Source organism: Longimicrobium sp. (genome assembly GCF_035474595.1).
Taxonomy (GTDB): domain Bacteria; phylum Gemmatimonadota; class Gemmatimonadetes; order Longimicrobiales; family Longimicrobiaceae; genus Longimicrobium.
Genome location: NZ_DATIND010000149.1, coordinates 75,169 through 95,345 on the forward strand (window position 1 = coordinate 75,169; position 20,177 = coordinate 95,345).

The 20,177-nt window shown below is 72.9% G+C and carries 13 protein-coding genes; 1 reads left to right on the plus strand and 12 read right to left on the minus strand.

Going from position 1 to position 20,177, the window contains the following annotated elements:
* Positions 1–500: 500 nt before the first annotated feature.
* From VLK66_RS25430 to VLK66_RS25475, 10 genes are all read right to left on the minus strand, one after another.
* Entirely contained in the window at positions 501–908 is a 408-nt protein-coding gene (locus tag VLK66_RS25430; protein WP_325312313.1) for a hypothetical protein, read from the minus strand.
* A gap of 15 nt (positions 909–923) precedes the next feature.
* On the minus strand, positions 924–2,966 hold the full coding sequence (locus tag VLK66_RS25435; RefSeq protein WP_325312314.1) for a hypothetical protein: 2,043 nt from the start codon (positions 2,964–2,966) through the stop codon (positions 924–926).
* A 62-nt stretch (positions 2,967–3,028) separates the two neighbouring features.
* Positions 3,029–5,146, minus strand: coding sequence for a hypothetical protein (locus VLK66_RS25440; protein ID WP_325312315.1), 2,118 nt, complete (start codon positions 5,144–5,146; stop codon positions 3,029–3,031).
* Entirely contained in the window at positions 5,143–5,805 is a 663-nt protein-coding gene (locus tag VLK66_RS25445) for an OmpA family protein (protein WP_325312316.1), read from the minus strand. The genes VLK66_RS25440 and VLK66_RS25445 overlap by 4 nt, the downstream gene beginning before the upstream one ends.
* Positions 5,806–5,809: 4 nt before the next feature.
* Positions 5,810–7,597, minus strand: a complete 1,788-nt coding sequence (locus VLK66_RS25450) for a hypothetical protein (RefSeq protein ID WP_325312317.1) — start codon at positions 7,595–7,597, stop codon at positions 5,810–5,812.
* Positions 7,594–8,427: a hypothetical protein gene (locus VLK66_RS25455; RefSeq protein ID WP_325312318.1), complete on the minus strand. Its 834-nt coding sequence runs from the start codon at positions 8,425–8,427 to the stop codon at positions 7,594–7,596. The genes VLK66_RS25450 and VLK66_RS25455 overlap by 4 nt, the downstream gene beginning before the upstream one ends.
* On the minus strand, positions 8,424–11,825 hold the full coding sequence (locus tag VLK66_RS25460; protein ID WP_325312319.1) for a hypothetical protein: 3,402 nt from the start codon (positions 11,823–11,825) through the stop codon (positions 8,424–8,426). The genes VLK66_RS25455 and VLK66_RS25460 overlap by 4 nt, the downstream gene beginning before the upstream one ends.
* A 1-nt stretch (position 11,826) precedes the next feature.
* Positions 11,827–13,389: a hypothetical protein gene (locus VLK66_RS25465; RefSeq protein WP_325312320.1), complete on the minus strand. Its 1,563-nt coding sequence runs from the start codon at positions 13,387–13,389 to the stop codon at positions 11,827–11,829.
* A gap of 3 nt (positions 13,390–13,392) precedes the next feature.
* Positions 13,393–13,923, minus strand: coding sequence for a hypothetical protein (locus tag VLK66_RS25470; protein WP_325312321.1), 531 nt, complete (start codon positions 13,921–13,923; stop codon positions 13,393–13,395).
* A gap of 73 nt (positions 13,924–13,996) precedes the next feature.
* Entirely contained in the window at positions 13,997–15,319 is a 1,323-nt protein-coding gene (locus VLK66_RS25475; RefSeq protein ID WP_325312322.1) for a hypothetical protein, read from the minus strand.
* Between the two features lie 564 nt (positions 15,320–15,883).
* Here VLK66_RS25475 and VLK66_RS25480 point away from each other — a divergent pair.
* The gene (locus VLK66_RS25480) at positions 15,884–17,437 is read left to right on the plus strand and encodes a CHAT domain-containing protein (protein WP_325312323.1); all 1,554 of its coding nucleotides are present in this window, start codon (positions 15,884–15,886) and stop codon (positions 17,435–17,437) included.
* Here the strand turns inward: VLK66_RS25480 and VLK66_RS25485 are convergent.
* Together VLK66_RS25485 and VLK66_RS25490 are read right to left on the minus strand one after the other, a co-directional pair.
* On the minus strand, positions 17,395–17,613 hold the full coding sequence (locus VLK66_RS25485; RefSeq protein ID WP_325312324.1) for a hypothetical protein: 219 nt from the start codon (positions 17,611–17,613) through the stop codon (positions 17,395–17,397). The two genes, VLK66_RS25480 and VLK66_RS25485, sit on opposite strands and share 43 nt — an antisense overlap.
* A gap of 50 nt (positions 17,614–17,663) precedes the next feature.
* Positions 17,664–19,949 carry a hypothetical protein gene (locus VLK66_RS25490; RefSeq protein WP_325312325.1) on the minus strand — a complete coding sequence of 762 codons (2,286 nt, stop codon included), beginning with the start codon at positions 19,947–19,949 and terminating at the stop codon, positions 17,664–17,666.
* Positions 19,950–20,177 lie beyond the last annotated feature (228 nt).

The window sequence follows — 20,177 nt, forward strand, 5'->3', positions numbered from 1 at the left end:
GCAGGCGCTGGAGAATCCTATCTATCCCCGGACGGGAGAGGTGGCGAGCCTGAGCGAGCCGGAGAGGGCGCTGAGCCTGAGCCAGCGCCGGAGTGATGGGCATCCGCTCCAGCCCGGCTGGTCGTCGACAAGGCGGCCATCGGCCATGCACCGCCATGGCCCTACCCAGGCGCCGGGCTGCTGCGCAATGTCGTGGTCGCGCTCGGGAACCGGGGCGCGCCCGGGGCGGTACCGGCGCTGACGGCCGGCGCCGAACGACGAGGAGCCGCTGGTGCGTGGCCCCGTCGCACTGCCTCCGTGGATGCGCCCCAACGGCCCACGGTTAGCCATCGCCGGCCGCGCGGAGGGATGGGTGCGGGTGAGCTCGACGTTGCGCTTGCGGCCGCGTGAGTGGCGCCCGTGGCGACGCGGTGCATTCACGCACCTTGAGCGCAAGGTGCTTGTGACCGGCCCGCCTCAAGTGCCGTCCTCATCATCGCGCTGCCAGCCTCACCCGCGCATCAATCGTACGTGTCCCGGCGAACACCGTCGTCCCCGGTGGATCGACCGGGGAGAGTCACGGTCGAGGAGGAACTCCGCTGCGGGGCTGAGGCTGGGGCCGGGGCGGGGGAGGGAGGAGCCGCAGCCCCGCCGGGAAGGAGCCGGCCCACGAGATCGATCGCCGCGTTCCAGAGCGCGGTGATCCACAGCTTCTCTCCGGACGTGGGATCACTGCTGCGTACGAAGAAGCGGAAGGCCGCGACGGAGAGGATGATCCCGAAGCTGGCGAAAGAGCTCGCAATTTCGCCAAAATCCGAGCCGGAACGCCATTCCAGCGTCAGCGACACCAGCGCGAGAACCACGATCACCGTCACGGCGTTGGCGAAGGTGCGGCGCTCCGCTGCGGTTCGCACGTCCTGAATCTTCATGATGGCCCGGTAGATTCAGTCGGTGAGCAGGAACTCTTCCACGTGCTCGGGCACCAGCGTGGCTGCCAGCAGCTTGACCATGTGCGCGAGCACGGACAGCGCGAAGATGACAGGAATTCTGTCCGAGTCTACATCGGTTTCCATCACCAGCACCACGAACTCCGCCACCACCGCCACGATGATCCCCGAAACCACTGCACCGCTCCACGTGGCGATTCGGCCAAGCCGGTCTGCGTGGAACCCGCGGCTGGTCACGCACGCGTAGACCATCTGCACCACCATTCCGCCCATGAACGAGAGACCGAGGTACAGCCACGACAGGAACAGCTTTCCATCTCTCTTCAATGTGACCGGTACCCACTCGCCGTACTGCGGGCTGTCCGGATCGTCGTTCTCATTCACCACGAACACCTCCGCCGAGCCGCGGTCGGTGTGCTCCAGCCCCACCAGCCCCGAAAACGCGGCTACGCCCGAGGCGGCGCTGGCGCAGCGGCGGCCACGCTCGAGGGTCAGCAGGAGAAACCTGTCGCCGAGATGCATCCACATCCGCTCGTGCCCGGAGAGCGCCGGCCGGGTTCTGACGCACACCCGCACGAGGGCGATCCGGTCCGAAGGGAACGGCAGCCCGCCCGGGCGGATGTACGCTTCCATGACCTGGCTGCGTGCGGAGTCCACGGTCACGCGGAACACCGAGGTCCTGTCATGGGCGACCTTCACGAAGTAATCGCCGGGGGAACCTGGCCACTCTCCGCTGGTGAAGCGTGGGACCACACAGCCGGCGCTACCCAGCCGGATCAGCTCGATCGGCTCACTCCACGTGATGATGTCGACGGGCGAGATGCGAAGCTCGCCCACGTGCGGTGCGTCGGGCGGGGGCCACCGGTTACCACGGGCGAAGTAATTTCTCACGCTTCCCCCGCTGCACTCGTTGCTCGAATCCCGCAGGAGCACGTCGTTCAGGCCGCGGACATGGTCGGTGCTGGCGGCGGGCCACAGCGACGTGCCCTGGCGGAATGCGTAGAACCTGGACGAAACGTGAATCGCGGCGATCTGCGCCGGGGTCGGGTGGCCGAGGCTGCACAGGACCCCGCCGGCCACGGCATACCCGGCCTGCTCGACCCTCGCCGGCACGCTGTCCGCGGCGGGCAGGGCGCATGACGTGCTTCCACCCGGGCCGCCCGGAACGTACACCAGGTGCTGCACGGAGAGCGTGCTCACCTCGTTCCAGGGAAGGTCGCGGTCGGTGAGATAACCCAGGCGCCGCGCCCACACCGACTGCGGCAACCCGACCAGGACGTCCCAGAGGGAGAGGTCCGACAGGCCGATGTACCGCGCGCCGAACACCGCGCCGAGCAGGTCTTCCCCGTGGTCGTCGAGCAGGTCGACGTTCTTCCAGCGGCGCTGCGACGAGGCGGCGGGCAGAACCGCGTCGAGCTGACGGTCGACCGCGTAGCTGTTTGCGGCGTTCACCCCGATCACGAACACCCTCGAGCTGTCCGGCCGCACCGAGTCGGTGACGAAGGTGGCCAGCGCCGTGAGGCGGTCCCGCACCCCGGCGAGCGTGCGGTCACCGGGGGTGGGGCGGAGCGGGTAGTACGATCCGTCGGTGACCACGAAAATCGCATCCGGCGCCATGTCGGGGATCACGTCGCGGACGATCCCGCGGGTGACCAGCTGAAGGTCCGTGTGGCTCGAGCGGGCTTCGATCACCCGTTGCGCGGTGACGCTCAGGAGCGAGGGCGTGCGCGAAGACGACGTGATCTCCACCAGCGGATCCATGCGGGTGGCGCTGTCGGCCACGAAGGTGTAGACCGCGAGCTTGTCTCCGGTGCACAGGAGGCCGGCGAGCAGGCCGAGGAGCTTGCGGTAGCTTGCTTCCGTCTCGGCGCGCAGGGCCGGGTTGTCGCGCACGCTCGACGAGGCGTCGAAGACGGCGGCGTACCGCATGGGAGGGCGGGCGCCGCAGTCCGCAAGCCCCTCGCGCGGCTGGCCCCAGGCCGGGGTGAAGGCGGCCGCGGTGGCGAGGACGGCCAGTTTCGATGCAACCACGATCCTCATTGTAACCCGCCTCGATTGATGGTTTCTTCCGGATTCTCACCCGCTGCCGGGGTTCGCCCGGCCTACCCGGCGGCGATCAGGGCTTCGCCTTGTCCGGCGAGCGCCGCGACCCGGAGCACCAGGTCGCCCGAAGCTCCCGCGGCGAGCCCGTCGACCAGTCCGGCCGCCACCTCCGGCTCCCGGAAGGTCCGCTGCGGAGCCGAAAGCCGGGCGACGAGGTCCTCCCATTGCTCCGGTACGCTTTCCAGCGGAGCTTCGGCGAGCAGGTCCAGCGCGTACACCGCGAACAGCGCCGCCTCGGTTTCCCGGCTCGCGGGCGTTCCCGCGGCCTGGGCGGGATGCGGCGGAAGGCGTCCCAGGCGATCCAGCGGGGGGATGCCGGCCGGCGCGGCGCGGTAGGGCCTGCCGAGCAGCGTACCCAGGGGGGCAGCCAGCGCCACCGCGTGCAACGCGGCGGCGGACCCGAACGGCCCCCCGGCCACGCGATACCCGATGGCAGCGGGGTGGTACATCCCCAGTCCGAGTCCAACCACCGAGAGCTCACGCCACAGCCGCGCGGCTGCGGCAACCAGCGCGCGGGGATCCTGATCGCGCCACGCCCGCAGCGCGGCGGAGGACGCGAGGGGCAGGGCCACCGGCGGCGCATAGAGATAGCCCGGCCCCCGCGCGGGGCGGCCCAGGCACCGCGGCGAGCGCCCCGTGGTTCGGGTTTCCAGCGCACGGAAGAAGGCGTGCTCGTGCCGCACCGCGCGTTCTCCGGCTTCGGTGGAGGCGGTGCGCAGCCAACCGTGCGTCAGGTCGCGCAGGGGGAGCGGAACCACCCGCGTCTCGCAGCCGAAGGCCTGCTCGGTGCGGACGGGCTTTCCGGTCGCGAGCACCGCGTTGCCTGCGACCGCGCCGGCGGGAGCGAGGATGCGGACCGACGCCCGCGACCGCCGCGGCAGGCGCTCCCAGGCGGGGGTCGCGCCCACCCGCAGGGTGCCCCGCGCCACCACCTCGGCCAGCCACCGATCGGCGGAAATGCGGGCGAAGGGGAGGACGACGGCCGGGGTGCCGGTTTCCAGCCAGTAGCCCCCCGGGTCGGCCGGGAGGTCGAACAGCGGTCCCGCCCAGGCCGCGGGATCCACGGCCACGGCGTCGGCCCGCGGAGGGACGGCGGCCACGCACTCGGCCCGCACACCACAGCGGACCCCGCGCCCCCGCACCTGCACCGGCCACCCGTCGCCCATCCGGATGAGGACGTAGGGACCGAAGAGCGGAACCACGTACAGGGTGGATGCGGGGGCGGGCTCGCGGGGCTCCGCCGCCGACGAGGGATCAGCAGGGGAGGGAGCCCGGTTGCGCGCCGCGTGGCGGAGAAGGACGCCCCACGCGTCGAGGTCGGCGGTGCCGGGCGCGAGTTTCGCGTCCACCAGCGCCACCGACTCGCGGGCGGCGATCTCGTCGAGCGCGGGGGCCGGGCGTGCCGCTCCCGGGCGTCCGCGCAGGCGCGCCAGGTGCCGCGCGGAAAGCGTCCGCAGCGCCTCGGCCCGGCCGGGTGACGCACCCGCCGCGCGGGACGGGTCGGCCTCTTCCACCGCCGCCGCAAGCTCCGCACGCGAAACCGCGTCGGGCCAGCGCTTCACCTCCAGCGGCTCGTCCACGTACGCGGGAAGCCGGCGCTCGGCCGCGGCGAGCTCCTCCTCCACCCGCTGCAGCCGCTCGTGGCGGGCCCGCAGCCACGCGGATTCGCGGGTGCGGAGCGTGCCCTCGTCCACGCCGGCCGCGTCCAGCGCGCGCGCCAGGTGCCAGGGCAGCCGCCCGGAGAACCGATCACGGACGCGGCGCAGCATGCGCTCCAACTCCACCGCCACGTCGTGGCGCTCGATCGCGCGGGTGGCGCGCCCCCGAACCGCGTTCCAGGCGTGGTCGAGCGACCTGCGGGCCAGCCCGCCCGCGTCGAGGTCGCTGCCCCGCCGCCCGAGGGCACGCAGCAGCGGGCTCTTCACGCCGGCCAGGAAGCCCGTGAGGTCGGCGGCCGATGCGGCCAGCGCCGGGTCGCCGCCGGCCAGGCGCGTATCGAGCGCGGTCAGGAGCTCGCAGGCCTCGCTCTCCACCCGGACCAGGTGCCGGCGCGCATCGTCGGACACGTCGAGGCGGCCGCGAAGGGCGTCGGCCGAAGAGGGCGCGGCGGCGTTCATCGGCGGCTGTCGACACAGGCGTCGCGCCGGTGCCGCTGCACGGTATCGCCCGGAAGCTGCGGGCGGATCTCCAGCTCGATGCGTCGGTCGGCGGGGTCGGCTTTCGCGCCCGCGCGGGCGCGAGCGGGGCGCACCGGGTAGTAGTGGCTGCGCCCCAGCGCCGACACGCGGCAGGCGGGGACCCCGGCGCTGTCGATCAGAAAGAGCGCCACCGTCGCCGCGCGCGCCGAGCTCAGCACCCAGTTGCGCTCGTCGCTTCCCTCGCTGCTGGTGTGGCCGACCACCTGCACCTGGTCGATCTCGTTGACCAGCCCCCCGGAGAGAAAGCGTCCGAAGTCGTGCAGAATTGCTCTTCCTTCGGGCTTCATGAGGGCGAGCGCGTGCTCGTTCTTGGGAAAGGTGGCCTCCTCGGCGATGCGCACCAGCACGTAGTCGCCCACACGTTGAACGCTCACATGGCGGTCGGCCGCGCGGAGGAGCACCGAGTCGATCCGCGCCAGGTTCGAGGCCTGGGCATCGGCCTGGTGGGCACGCTGCATGGCCGGCACGGCGAGCGCCGCGAAGAGGATCAGGAATAGGAGGGTGGTGGCGGCCAGCAGGTCGGCGAACGCCGGCCACGGCCCGCCGTCGCCCTCCTCGTCTCCTGCGCCAGGTCGCATTGTCCTAGCTCCCGAAGCCGAGGAGCGGGAGCAGGGCCCGGCCGGTTAGGTACAGGCCGTATCCCAGCCCCAGCGCGGCGAGGGTGCCGGCGGCCTGCGCCGCCGCGAGCTGCCCCCGCGTGGGCCCGCGCTCCACCTCCAGCGCCGCGGCGATGCGCCGCAAGAGGGCGCCCGCTTCGGGGTCGCGCGGTACTCCGTCGTACGCCGCCGCGAGGGCGGGCGCCGCGGCCCGGGCGCCGGCCGCCTGCAGCGCCTCGAGGGCCGCGGACAGGCGGCCGTTCACACTCTCTGCCGCCTGGGCCCACGTGGCCGCGGCGCGCTCGTCCACGCTGGAGACGCGCTCGGCCACCCGCCGCAGCATCAGGTCGACCGTGTCGATGGCCGGCTCCGCGCGTCCCACCGCGTCGGCCACGGCCTCCATCCGCGCGACCACCGCCTCGCTCCCCTCCCGCAGCGCGTCGAGCGTCTGCTGGACTCCCGCGGCGGTGCGCTCCGCGCCCGCCTGGTAGCCGCCCAGAGAGCGGAGCGCGTCGTGCAGGGAGACGGCGCTCTGCCGCATCAGGTCGATGGCCTGCTCCGAGGCCTGGGAGCGCTCCTGCACCGTGTCGACGATCCCGTGGTAGGCCCGCGCGACGCCTTCGACCATCTCGGCCAGCGTGCCCACCCGGCGCTGCAGCTCGCGCAGCTCGCTCCCGGTTTTCTCGTGCAGCGCCTCGTCCTGCTGCGCGGTCAGCTCCACCAGCCGCTCGTTCAGCCGCTCGAACGCCTCGTGGAAGCTCTCCGACAGCCCGTTCATCCCCGACTCGAGCCCCTCGATGGCGCGCCCCGTGTCGCGGACGGACGCCGCAGTCTCACGCAGCTCGCGCACGGCTTCGGTGAGCGGATCGACCGAGCCGCCGCCGTGCAAGCCGCCGTAGAGGAACTCGGTGGAGACCAGCTCCAGCCGCTCCAGCAGGTTCCGCCGCCCGGTGGCCAGCCCTTGCGCCATCAGCCCCACGGCGATGGCGCCCACCAGCGCCAGGGCGTTGCCGCCAAAGGCGTCGGCCACGGCGCGTAGCGGCGCGGCGATGTCTGCGCCGCCGGGCTGCGCCCCGCCCGTCTGCGACACCGCGTCGATCAGCCCGGGGAGCGCCGTCTTGACTCCGGCGAAGGTGCCCAGCACGGCCAGCAGGAGGAGGAGCGACGAGGCGTAGCGGGCGAACACGCCGTAGCGCGCGGTGCGGGTCTCCGCGATCCCGCGCAGCTCGTCGGGTGAGACGCGGAGGTAGGGATCGCGGGCCTTCTCCAGGATCCGACGGACGCGGTCGTCCATCAGCGTCTCGACGCGGCCGCCCGCCTCGGCGTTGTACTCGCGGTCGCCATTGCGGAACAGCGCGCCGCGCCGCGCCGCGGGGGCGAACACCAGCCCCAGCCCCTCGCGCCCGTGCAGGTTGACCCACTCCACGTCCTCTTCCTCGGCGGCCATCTCGGCCCGGTCCTGACGCACGCTCCACCAGGCCCGCAGCACCAGCATGAAGCCGAGCACGATCAGGCCGGTGAGGGCGTAGTTGGGTTCGTCGCCCAGCCCCACCAGCTCGAGCGTCGCCGCCAGGGCGCCCTGCTCGCGCGCGAGCAGCACGCCGAACAGGGCCGCGCCCGCGGCCAGGTAGAAGAGCACCCCGAACCACTCGTAGACCGCGGCCGACCGGCTCCCGCGCGGTGGGAGCGCCAGGCGCCCCAGGGTCTTCGGCGCGGCCGGGCGCGGCGGCGGCGGGGTCGGGGCGGTGTGGGGCGCGGACATCGACTCGCTCATAGCGGCCTCGCCACGCCCTTGCGCAGCACGCTGCCTCCGTTGCCGGACCACGCCACCACCGCCGGCCGGTCGGCCTGGTACCGGGCACCCGGCTCCCGCCGCTCCCAGTCGAAGAAGGTGCTCCAGCGCTGCAGCGCCGGGTCGGTGAGCGCCACCCGCGGGTTCAGCCACACGTCGCCCTCGCCCCCCCTGCGCTCCAGCCAGGCCTCGGGCGGGTGGCGCTCGCTGGGAATCACGGCGTCGTTGCTGGCTGACACGAAGACCGCGTCGGGCGAGGGCTCACGCGGCTGCGCGGCGGCCGGCGCGGACCAGGCCGGGTCGCCCGTGGCCGCCCCGCGGGTGGGCAGGTTGGCATCGAATCCTCCGTCGTAGTCGTCGTGCTGCTCCTCCCTCCGGCGGCCGCGCCCTCCCTGTTGCCACGGGAAGCCACCGGCCGGAGCGGTGTCCCGGACCCGCTCGCGCAACGTGTCGCGCGTCGATCCACCCGGTTCCGTCGGCGACAGGTTCAGGCGCGTCGCCTGGAACGCCATCGCTTCCTCCAGGAGCCGCTCGAGCAGGTCGCCCACGTGCCTGAGGTCGTTGCGGATGACGTGCAGGCCCTGGATGTCGTCGCGGATCAGCTTGAGATCGTCGTAGGCCAGGCGCACGCACACCGTGTCTCCGGCGCCCGCCTCGTTCGCCGTCCGTCCGTGGATCGAGGATCCCCCGCGGCCGTCGGCGCCCGAGCCGCCCCGCAACAGCCACGCGGGGACCAGGCCGCTGCGCACCAGTGCCAGCGCTGCGCCCAGGCCGGCCACGGCGCCCGCCGCGGCCCACGCGAGCGGGCTCATCCGTCACCTCGCAGGTAGGAGATGAAGAACGCGTCCATCAGGTGGTCGAGCACGGCCGCGGACTCGACCATGAACAGGGATCCGGGAACGCCCCGGGTCTCCCGCAGCAGCCTCTCCAGCCGCCCGCGCGTGGCCTGCTGGATCCCCTCGGTGCCCATCCCCCGCAGCGCCTGCTCCAGGTGGTCGGGGAAGCCGGGCCACGGGCCGCCCACCCCCGCCAGCCGCTCGCGCGCGGCCGCGGCAAGCGCGGCGTGGAAGCGGTCGATCTCCATCGGACCGCTCTCCCAGCGGATGCCGCTGATGGTGTCGCCGGTGGCCTTCAGGTGCGACGCGATGCGCGAGGTCGCGGCGTAGCGCACCGGCTCGTCGCGGGGACGCGCGATGCTGACCGACTCGCCCACCACCGACCCCTTGGCGTCGCCGGCCAGCGTGAGCTTCGTGGCGTCGACGCCGGCGGCCAGCCCCAGCGCCACCTCGTGCTTGGGCGCGGGGCTCGGCACCACGCGCGGCGCCTTCGACTGGGGCACCCCGCGCGCGGACGCGAGCACGGACAGCAGCACGTCGCGGAAGGGGTTGGAGACCGTTTCGCCCCACTCGCGCTGCAGCCACTCCAGGAAGCGGCTCCCGTTCCCCGCGAGCACCACCGCGTCCAGGCGCAGGCCGGGGTGCGTGGCGTCGAGCGCGCGCAGCAGCAGCCCGGTGTGGTGGAAGGCGGCGGCAAAGAAGTACAGCACCGCGCCGCGGAAGGCACCGTACTCGGCGCTCTCTCGGAAGCGGAGCGCGCCGTCGGCGCGGTACCAGGGGCTGCGCAGCAGGTAGCCGAGTGCCAGGGCGTCGTGCCCCTCCTTCTCGAACTTGAGCAGCGGCTCCAGCTGCGAGCCGGGGAGGCCGTTCTCCCGGGCCCACGCGGCGAAGGCGCGCACGAAGGGGTTGGTGAAGCCCTTCACGCCGACCTGGCGCACGCGCGAGCTCACCAGGTCGCGCCCGCCCCAGCGCAGCGAATCGAGCACCAGGGCGGTCCCGCGCGCGTACACGGCCAGGTCGGTGGTCCCCCCGCCCACGTCCATGATCACCGACGCGTCGCCCGCGACCGTCACCGACCCGCGGCGCAGGAAGTACTGGAGCGCGCTCTGCCCCTCGTCCAGCGGGGCGGCCAGCCGCGGCCGGCCGGGTGCGTCCGCGCCGCCGTCGGAGGTGCCCAGCAACCCCCGCCAGCGGGCCTGCAGGTCGCTCAACCGGTCGATCTCGAAGGCGCGTGGATAGGCATACGCGAAGGTGACGTTCTCCGGCCGCACCCCGGCCTCGCGGGCGCTCGCGAGCGCCAGCGCGGCCACGTTGCGGAGGAACACCGAGGCCAGGAACTCCTCGCGGTCGCTGGTGGACCACTTCAGGTCGTCGGCCACCCGGTTGCGCGCGTCGTCCTTCACCCACCCCGCGAAGGGAACGTTCACCCGCAGCGCCACCGGCTCGCGGGCCGCCCCGGTGTACGACGGGAGGGCGCTCACGTGCACCACCGCGCTGTTGAACGGCTCGGGTGAGATCGTTCCGGGGAAGAAGAACGAGTCGGTGTAGAAGCCCAGGTCGGCTCCCGCCCGGGTGACGGGGAGGAGGAGCCGCTCGTGCTGGAGCACCGCGGGCTCCTGCACGCCGTCCTTGCGCAGGGCCACCACCGTGTTGGAGGTGCCGAAGTCGACCCCCACCGTCCACCGTTCGGCGGAGGGCGCGGGGGCGGCCCGGTAGCGGGGAAGGAGCACCCCGAGCGCCTGCGGCGGCAGCCCCGGCCCGCCGTCGGCCTCGAAGGCGAGCACCGTGGGGGCACGGTCGAAGGCGTAGGTCGCCGCCTCTCCCGAGCGCTCCGCCTGCCCGATGTCGGGGAGCTCCGCCCCGTCGGCGAACGCCTTCAGCCGCAGGGTGGTGGAGGGGTGGATCGGCCCGGCGGCGGGGTCCAGGCGGAACACCGCGTAGTGGGGCCAGTCGTCGGCCTGGAAGGCGGGCCACACCACCACCTCGGGGCCTCCCTGGTCCTGCCGCATCTGGGCCGCGGTGTAGCGCCGGGTGACGCGGAGCTCTTCGGGGTGCTCGCTCCCCACGGGAATGGTGAGCGTCACCCGCACCTCGCCGGGGCGCGGCACGTCGATGCGCAGCCACCGCTCCACCTCGGCCGGCTGGAACCAGCGGAAGAAGTCGGGCTTCAGCGGAAGGGCGATCTGCGGCTGGGCGAACGGCGCCTGGGTCACCGAGGAGTCGGGGTGATAGCACCCGTGCCCGTACGCCCCCTCGGGGTCCAGGGGATAGCTCAGGATCACCAGCGCGTCGGCCAGCCAGTCGGTTTCGGGAAGCACCCAGCGGCGCCGGTGCGAGGTGCCGGGAAGGACCTCGCGGTCGCGGATCCGCTCCAGCCCCGCGGGGAGCTCCACCCGGGGCAGCCCCTCGCCGTACACGCCGTCGAAGGTGCCGGGAACCAGCACCAGGGGCCGCGGCTCGGGGCCGGCGGTGGCCCGCAGCGCCCACCGGCTGGGGAGGTGCCCCGGCGCGCCGGTGTACAGGGTGACCCCGGCGAAGGCGTGCTCGCCTGCATGGCGCAGCGACAGCCTGCGGAGCTGCGCCTCGAGGCTCTCGGGCGCGGCCAGCTCGCCCTGCCGCTGCCCGGCGGCCCGGCGCGCGTCGGCCACCGCGTCGGCCAGCCACTTGGCCACCCCGCGGCGCACGGCGTCTTCGTCCACGTGCTCCGAGGGCGCGGGGCGGGGCGCAAGCATCTGCGGGAGCACCACCGTGGCCACGTAGCGCTGGAACGAGAACTCGCGCTCGCGCAGGGGGCGGGCCGGCACGCCCGCCGCGTAGCGGAAGAGGTAGGGATAGCCCTCGTGGGCGGCGTCTTCGGCGGTGAAGAGCACGGTGTAGGGCGACGACGCGAAGACCGGCCGGCCGTCAACCGTGGCGAGGGTGATCACGGGAAGCGCGCTGGCCTCGCGCGTCTCGTGCTGAGCCGTCCGCGGCGCCAGGTCCACCAGCGCCGACGCGTAGTCGCGCACCCGCGCGGTCACCTCGCTGCCCACCAGGTCGGGTACGCGCAACTGGGCGGTCTCCAGCGGCAGCGACTGGGGCCCGCACACCCAGGCAAGCTCCAGCGCGTCCAGCAGCTCGTTCTCCACCAGCGCCCGCGCGGGGTGGCTGGGGTCGAGCATGGCGTCGCGGAAGAGGAAGAGCCGCGCCCAGGGGCTGGGGACCGACTGGACGCCGGTGCGGAACGCACCGCCGTCGTCGTCGCGGGGCACCTCCAGCTTGCCCAGCTCGGCGGGGGCCTCCACCACGCTCCAGCGGCCGGGTGGAAGGTCGGGAACGTTGGTCTGCGGGCGGAACCGCGGCAGCAGCCGGCGGGCGCGTGCGGGCGTGGCCATCTCAGTCCTCCTCCTGGACAGGCTGTTCGGCTTCGGGGAAACGGTCTTCGGAAAAGCGCTCGCTCCCTGCGCGCAGCACCTCCATGAAGGCGCCGAACCCGCCGTTCCTGCGGCGCGCTGCCTCGGTGTTCCAGGCGCGGAACACGCTGAACACGTCGTCGGAGCGCCGCCCCCGCTGGCCGCCGCGCCCAAAGCCTTCGATCAGCGCGTGGGTGGGCACCCGGGCCGGCTGGTCGGCGGTGGCGGCGGCCAGGCGCAGCGCGGGGGTGGAGCGCCGCAGCTCGCGAAGCCACTCCCAGGTGCTCATCCAGCTGCGCCCCACGGCGTCGAGCGCGTCGGAGCGGTCCGACCAGGTGGCGGGCGGCAGGCGCAGCAGCCCCGCCCAGGTCACGCCGTGCAGCGCCGCCGCGAGGTCGGCCGGCGAGCCGCCGTTGGGGCGGAAGAAGGAGAGGAAGGTGTGCAGGGCCACCAGCGCACCCTTGAGCGCGCGACGGGTCCCCCGGTCCACCGGGAGGTCGCCCCACCCCGGCTCGTCGCTCCCCACGCCGGTGGCCCGGTAGATGGGGAGCCGGTCCTCGCGCTCCTCGCCTCCGCGCGCGGTGAAGTCGAGCGCGGCCAGCGCGGCGAAGAGCTCCACGTAGTGCGCCGCGTTGGCCTGCGCCTCGCCGCCCAGCTCGTTGCGCGCCTGCTCGCGCGGGAGGCTGTCGCCCACCAGGTAGTACGCCCCGTAGCCGGGGTCGCGCTCGCGGTCCAGGTACGTGGGGAGGGCGCCCGCCGCGTTGTGCGCGAAGAGCGCGTTCTCGGGGCGGGGCCCTCCGTCGGCCGGCGCGCCGCCCGGGGTGGGAAGGGTGAAGTAGGGGAGGAGGAGCGCGGCGCCCAGGCGGGCGCGCGCGGCGCCGCGGATGGCCGACGCGCCGGGCCGCTGCTGCACCCCGTCGCGCAGCGCCCGGCCGACCACGGGAAGCGCGGCCGCGCCGGTGCCGCCGAACACCGACCCGGCGGCGAAGAACACGGTGGCGCCCGCGGCTCCGTGGTACTGCGAGAGGAGCTGTGCGAAGAAGGCCTCGTCACGCAGGCGGTTCATGAACACGGTGCCCACCGAGGGAACGCCGCGGAACCCCATCGCCAGGTCCATCTCCCGCACCCGGCGCGAGTTGAGCAGGTCGAACAGCATGCCCAGCTCGGGCGCGTCGGCATCCATCACCTGCCGGTCGACCCCCGCGGCGAAGCGCGTGTCGGGCATGTAGCCGTCGTCGGCGAGGGGCGACCACACGCGCGACTCGGGAAGCGCATCCACCACCTCGGTGCGGAAGAAGCTCCCCGCGGCGCCGGCGTCGGCCAGCCGTTCGCGGGCGGCGCGGTACTGGTCCAGCACGCGGCCCACGCGGGTGACCGCGGCGTTCCCCTGGTCGGGGTCCAGCAGGAGCACCCGGAGCTGCGCCGGCCCCAGCCCCAGCGCGCACAGGTGCAGCAGTGGCTCCAGCGCGCGGGCGCCGCTGCCGCCCAGGGCCAGGTACACCAGCGTGCGCTGGCGGTAGTCGGGTGAGAGAAGGTTGGCGCTCATGGCTCACCCCTGGCCCGGGTTCCACCGCGGCCGAGGGCAGCCGCGGTAGTGGAAGAAGCCGCCCGCGCCGGACCACCTGCCCAGCAGCCAGGTGGCGAGCAGCGAGACAACGGCGAACGCGAGAGGCCCCCACACCAGCCCCGCGAGCATCCGAGGGAGGAGGAGGTCGAACGGGAGGTCGACCAGGAACGCCGCCGGGCGCGTGCTGCAGCTGCCGGCACGGGCGTGCACGGGGGAGTACATCCCCACCGCGAGCGGAACGAACAGGCACAGCACCGCCGACACGGCCAGCGTGATCCACCAGCGGACCACGAAGGCGCGGTTCAGGCTCGCGCGCGGAAGGAGGTAGCAGCCCAGCAGCAGCGCCACGACCACGGCCATCGAGACGCTCGCCATCATCTGCCACCGGGCCGCGATCTCGGCCGCGAGGTAGAGGCCGCCGGGGTCAGGCGGATCTCCCGCACGGGGCGGCGGGCAGACGAGGACGGCGCCGATCGGCGGCTGTGCCCACAGGTGAAGGAGCCAGAGCAACATGGGATCTCTTGGCGGTGTGAGTGGATGCCGGCCGGTTCGCGGCGCGGCGACGACGGAATTCCCGGTGCTTCCATCAACGGACGAGCAGGTAGGTCCTGGCCAGCGGGGGCGCGGTGGCGCCCAGCGGGAGGAACGGCTCGAACAGGCGCCCCAGCCCGAAGGTGCGCTCCGCGTCGGCCGCCTCACGCGCCTCGAAGCGGGGAAGCCACGGGGGAGCGCCCGGCGCGCGTGCCTCGATGCGGTAGAGTGTACCGCAGGGTTCGCCCTCACTGACGGAGACGCAGTCGTCGCCGCCGGGGCTGAACACATCGATACCCGATCCGTCGGCGCCGGCGCGCAGGGGTCCGTCGCGGCCGTTCTGGCGCGCCCACGGCGGGGCGGTGGAGTCGGACGTGACCGGGCGGGCGAAGAGCTCCAGGTGCGCGCCGTCGGCGAGCAGGCGGGCCAGGAGCCTACCCGCCGGGGCGGAGGTGTCGGTCGGGACCAGGTTCGCGTGGAAGGGGCGGGTGGCGGGTGAGTCCGCCTCGAGCTTGGGGACCGACGGAGGGCCGGAGAGCCAGACGGCATCGTATCCCACGCCCGGCTCCGGCGCCGCCTGGCCCGGCCGCAGCGTGATCGCGTCGAGTGGGGCGGTGGGGAGTGGATAGCCCCACACGTGCTCGAAAAGCCCGGCGAGCTCGGCCGCGATCCGGATCCCATCCCCCGGCGCGGCGAAGACGAAGGCGTAGAGGGGGCACTGGCGGGCGGAATCGCCCCGCTCGCCCGCCGAGGCGGCGTGGCAGCCGGACGGATCTCCCTGGACGGGCCGGAACGGCGCGCGTGAGACCGCCACGAGGAAGGTCCCGCGTGCCCGGCTCCACCGCAGCGCGAGCTCGCGCATCCTCACGAACTGGCGGTGGGCCAGGTCGGGGTCGCTGCGGCGCGCGTCGCCGATCACCACGTGGCTCCAGGCGAGCAGGGTATCGCGGGCGATGCTGTCCAGTGCCTCCTCCATCTCGGTGTCGCGGTCGCCGTAGAACTCGCGGTTTCCGAGCACGTCGAGCCCGGCGTTCGGCTCCATGCGAACGCTGCTTCCGAACCCGTACACGCGGCGGGGCCCCAGCCGGGCCTGCAGCCCGTCGAACACCGTGCGGTAATCGACGCGGGTGGGATACTTCGGATCGAGAAAGCCGCGCATGCTGCGGCTGCGGTCGGCGTAGACGGCCACGGGATGCGCCAGCGCACCCATCCGCCACCCTCCGCTGTCCGGCGCCTCGACCCAGCTGCGGACCACGTCCTGGGTGCGCGCCTCGCGATCGGGCGGGTGCGGGCACGCGGCCAGCGCCGCTACGCCGGCGAGAAGCGCGCTCCGGGCGCGGAGAGACAACCGGGAGCCGGGGACACGAGAGAGGTCCATGTTCATCCGGAACATGACGGCAATGTCGGAGTAGGCACGTTCACCATTCCATGACGTGTGGAGCCACACCAGGACGGTCGGGACGGGCCGATCGATTCAGGGCTCCGGGTTGACGCTTGCCGGCCAGAACCAACGTCGGGGCGCGGGGGGCCCGACAGGCGGACCGCTGCTCCGTCGGGGCGCTTCTTCGGCACTGCCGCGCGAGGCCGCCGCAAGATCCATCCACGTGCGTGATGCGAAGCCGGCGTTCGCGCAACGCCACTGCTGGCGCCGCGTTCTGCCCCGCCGAGATCCTTTGTCGGCCTCGTCTCTCCGTTTTCCCCGCACCTCTCCGCCGGGGCCTCGGACGGAACGGCCCGTTGCACCTGACGGGTTGCCGAATGCCTTCGTACAGACCAACTTCAAGGTTGCCGCAAGCCCCTCCGCCGCATTCGGCTCATCCGCATTGTTCCCGGCCGCAAAGGGCACCTCCGCCCTGGGGAACCGATCGAACCTTGAATTCGCCGTCCTTTCTGGCGATGGCGGCAAGATTTCGTACTGCGTCTCGTATCACCCGATGCCGTCATGAAAAAATCCAAAGTCCTCTTCTTTGCCGCAGACCCGCATTCCGTCGGGGACGGAGGCACGCCAAGGCTTCAGCTGGACGTGGAGGTACGGGAGATCCGTCAGCGGGTGAGCACGGCCAGCTACCGCGACGATCTTGACTTCGATACGCGCTGGGCCGCGCGCCCGGGCGACCTGCTGCAGGCCCTGGACGAAACCCATCCTCAGGTCGTGCACTTCAGCGGGCATTGCGGTGATGCCGGTCTGGTGCTCGTGGGCTCCGAGGCGTCTCACGGGCACTGCGTGGGCGCTTCGGCGCTCGCACAGCTGTTCCAGGCCTATCGCGGCGACATCCGGGTCGTCGTGCTGAACGCATGCCTTTCCCTTCCACAGGCCAGGGCGATCGCCGCGGTCGTGGGGTGCGCCATCGGCACCCGCACCGAAATCACGGACGCGGCTGCGATTACCTTCAGCTCCTCGTTCTACCGCACCATCGCGTTCGGCAATTCCGTCCAAACCGCTTTTGACAAGGCGCGTGCAGCGCTGGCGGTGGAGCACTTCGAAGAGCGGGAGTGCCCACAGTTGGTGGTGCGTCCAGGGCTGGACGCCTCGAAAGTGTTCGTGGTCAGGCCGAAGCGAAGGCGGGCGGGGTTGGCGGCAGCTGGGCTCGTGGGTGCGGTGCTGGTCGGGGTGAAACTGCTTCACGGTGGAGGGGGAGAGCCGTTCTCGGCCTGCGCCTGGGCCGGAGCACCCCACGCGCTCATGGCGCCGTCCGGGTCTTCGACGGCGGGACCGCCAGGGGTGCAGTCGGATCTCGATCGGGCGAAGCTGGACTACGAAGCGGGGCGGTATGCCGCGGCGTTCCCCGTCTTCAGGCGCCTTGCGAAGAGCGGGAACCCCGAAGCAATGGGATTTCTCGGAGTCATGTTTTTGCGGGGGCAGGGAACCAGGGCATACCCCGACTCGGGGGTCCACTGGCTGCACGAGGCGGCGGAGAGGGACGATGCGCGTGGAATGACCGAGCTGGGCTCCGCGTACCAGAACGGAGACGGGGTGAAGCGCAACCGGGGTTGGGCTCGGCACTGGCTGCACAAGGCCGCAGATGAAAAGCGCTGGGCGGACGCGATGCGCAGGCTGGGCGCCATCTACCGGGACGAGCAAAACTATGGGACCGCGCTAACCTGGTTCCAGAATGCCGTGAAGGCGGGATCGCTGGACGCCCGGATCGAGACCGGTGAGTTGTACGAGCGGGGCCAGGGCACCCCTCAAGACCTGGAGGCGGCATTCTGCCTCTACCGCACGGCCGCGGAGGCAGGTTCGGTCCGCGGGATGCTCATCATGGGCCGGACCTACCGGAACGGGATCGGCGTGCCCCGAAGCTATGACCGGGCGGCGGGGTGGTACCGGAAAGCCGCGGCCGCAGGCTCCCCCGAAGGGATGTACGCGCTGGGCGAACTGTACCTGGACGGCCTGGGCGTGCCACGTGACACCGCCCAGGCAGACCTGTGGTTCGGAAGGGCGAAGAACGCGGGTTACAGGATCGCGGAAGGCAGGGTCGTCCCGGGAGCGGACTGATCCGTCGGCGCCATCGGGGACAGCGCGTCCACCGACGCTTCGCTGGCGGACCGCACCGAGCCGTCCGCCAGCACCCCCTCGGCGGCGAGCGACACGATCATGTGCTGCAGCTGGGCGGCGGCGGCACCTTCGTTGTTCGCGATGTTCGCGGTGAATGGAATGACGCGATATTGCATGGTCTTCCTCCCGATGAAGGGCTGGATGAGCTGCGGGGAACGCGGCGGTATCACACCCGCACCGACGCGGCGAAGGCGCGCATCCCGCGGTCGTCGCCGGTGAACTCGGGGCCGGCGAGCAGGCTCAGCAGGGGGTCGCGCAGGACGCCGTCGTGCGTGCTCGCCAGCGACTCGAAGAGGCCTCGCATGGCATCGGCGTGCTCGGGGACCGGAAGCGCGTCGCGCACCCAGTCCACCAGGTGCGCCTGCAGGCTCTCCAGGCAGTAGCGCTGCAGGTGCGGCGAGGCCGCGAAAGGAGTTCGCAGGCTCTCGTACATCTCGCCCAGAAACCGCGCCGTCTGCCGGACCTCGGCCTCTCCTTCGACCAGGGACGCCACCAGCGGATTGCACGATGCGCCGGGTCCGCCTTCCACCGGGGCCGTATCCACCGGCGGCTCCTTGAGCTGGTCGGCGATCCCGCGCTCGTGCAGGAACATGAGCGCCACCACCACGCCCGCCTGCCACCCGCCGTCGGCGATCCACCTGCGCAGCTCCGTGAACACGGGCACCGGGCCGCGCGTGGCGCACAGCGACGCCACGGAGAACTGCACGCCCAGGAACGCGCGGTCCTGCCCGGCGTAGATGTGCGATGCCACGCCGCGCAGCACGGCCCGGCACGACCTCAGCACCGCCGCACCGCGCGCGGACGGCTTCTGGCCGGTGGCGCGCTCCACCTTCCCGAGCAGGCGCTCGATGCATTGGGTGTCTTCGATCATGGGCACCAGTCGCTCGCGCGCGATGGCGCCCAGCTCGCGCATGGCCAGGGACAGGTCGTGGTCGCCCACCCACGACCAAGCCGCGATCACGGCCGGGAGGTGCGCGTCGGGCTCCTCGTCCGACGACGCGGCGCGCTGCAGCGCCCGCAGGTGGCGCAGGCACGCGTCGCGGTAGCGCTCGGCCCGGCTGGCCAGCACGCCGTCCATCAGCGCGCCCAGCGCGGCCCGCCGCTGCTGGCTTCCCGAGTGCGCCCACCGGTCCATCAGGGGAAGCGTGATGCGAGCCGCGTCCATCTCACCGATGCGGCCCAGGACGCGCGCGGCCAGCACGCGCAGCGTCTGCAGCTCCTCGTCGCCCCGCTCGGCCAGGGTGCGCAGCCCGGGGGTCACGGTGAGCAGCGCGCGGCGGTGGCGGTCGAGCATCGCCTTCCACATCCCTTCCGGCGGCGCGCCGTCGCGGAAGCGGACGGTGTGCGACAGCGCTCCGGCCTCCACCTCGGCGTGCGCGCGCTTGAGCAGGCGCGTGTCGGAGAACTCCAGCCGTGTGTCGGCATCGGCATCGGCGTCCACGCCGGCGCCCTGCGCGTCGGCGTAGCGCAGGTTCAGGTCGCGCCGCAGCCACTGGCGCACGTGCCGGTGCAGCCGGTCTACATCGACCCAAGGCACCCCGCCCGCCTCACCCCCGCATTGCGCCAGCGCCAGGGTGAACGCGAACGACCACCCCTCGAAGTCGCCGTCCAGGTCCTGGAGGATCCTCCCGTCGGCGTTCTGCATGCGGCGCCACGCCTCCTCCAGCCCGAACCCGGGGGTCGCCAGCTCCAGGTACTGGTCCACGAACTCGAGCACCTGCGGCGCGTAGCGGAAGGTCGCGAGCAGCCACTCGCGCCCCTCTCGCAGCGCGGCCAGCTGTTCTGCGTCGACGCCGTCTGTGCCCGCGAGCGTATCCAGCTTCCGCTCCAGCTCGTCGGCCAGAAGGTCGGGCGGGTGCGGGGAGAGCCGGCGGTGCACGCCCTGCGCGGCCTGCAGCTCCTCCACCCGGCCGGCGCCGCCGGGGTCGGTGGTGAACACCACGTACGCGCCGCGCGCTCGGAGCTGCTCGCCCAGCTGCTGCCAGCCGGACCGGTCGGTAGTCTCGAACAGTCGCGTGACGTCGGGGTCGGCGCGCGAGAAGGCGTTGGGGAAGATCACCAGACGGTTCCTGAAGCCGTGGTCGCGGGTGGCGAGGTGGCGCACGTCGATGCGAACCTTGCGGTCCAGCGACTCGGCGAGCAGCGTCGCCTCCATGCAGCGCCCCCGCTGGCGCAGGTGCCACCCCAGGTACAGCGCCGTCTTCACCTTGCCGGCCCCGCGCTCGGCGGTGAGCAGGAGCACGCGCCGCTCCTCCAGGTGCCTGAGCAGCTCGTCCACCTCCGCGTCCGTCCCGCGGAAGCTCAGCGCGCTCTCCTGCTCCCACTGCGGAGGCACCGGCTCCACCTCCGCGCACGAGAAGCGGCGGGTGGCCGATCGGGCCTGGTAGAGCTCGAAGACCTGGCGCTCGACGTTGATGCCGATGCTGCGCTGGTCGAGGTTGTCGACCTCCAACCGGCCCTCGAAGTAGTTGTTCTGCGTGGGGCCGACGCCGGGCGGCGGGGCGCCGTTCCCAGCTCCTCCACCCTCCGCCGGACTCCCCGTCCCGGCGGAGGGTGGAGCGGGGGGTGAAGAAGGGGAGGAAGGCTGGGACGGAGGAGGAGGGGAGGGGGGAGGGGCGGGCTTCTCCGGGCCGGCGGTCGGGTCGGACATCGAAGGGATCTCCATGATTGAGGCAGGCTT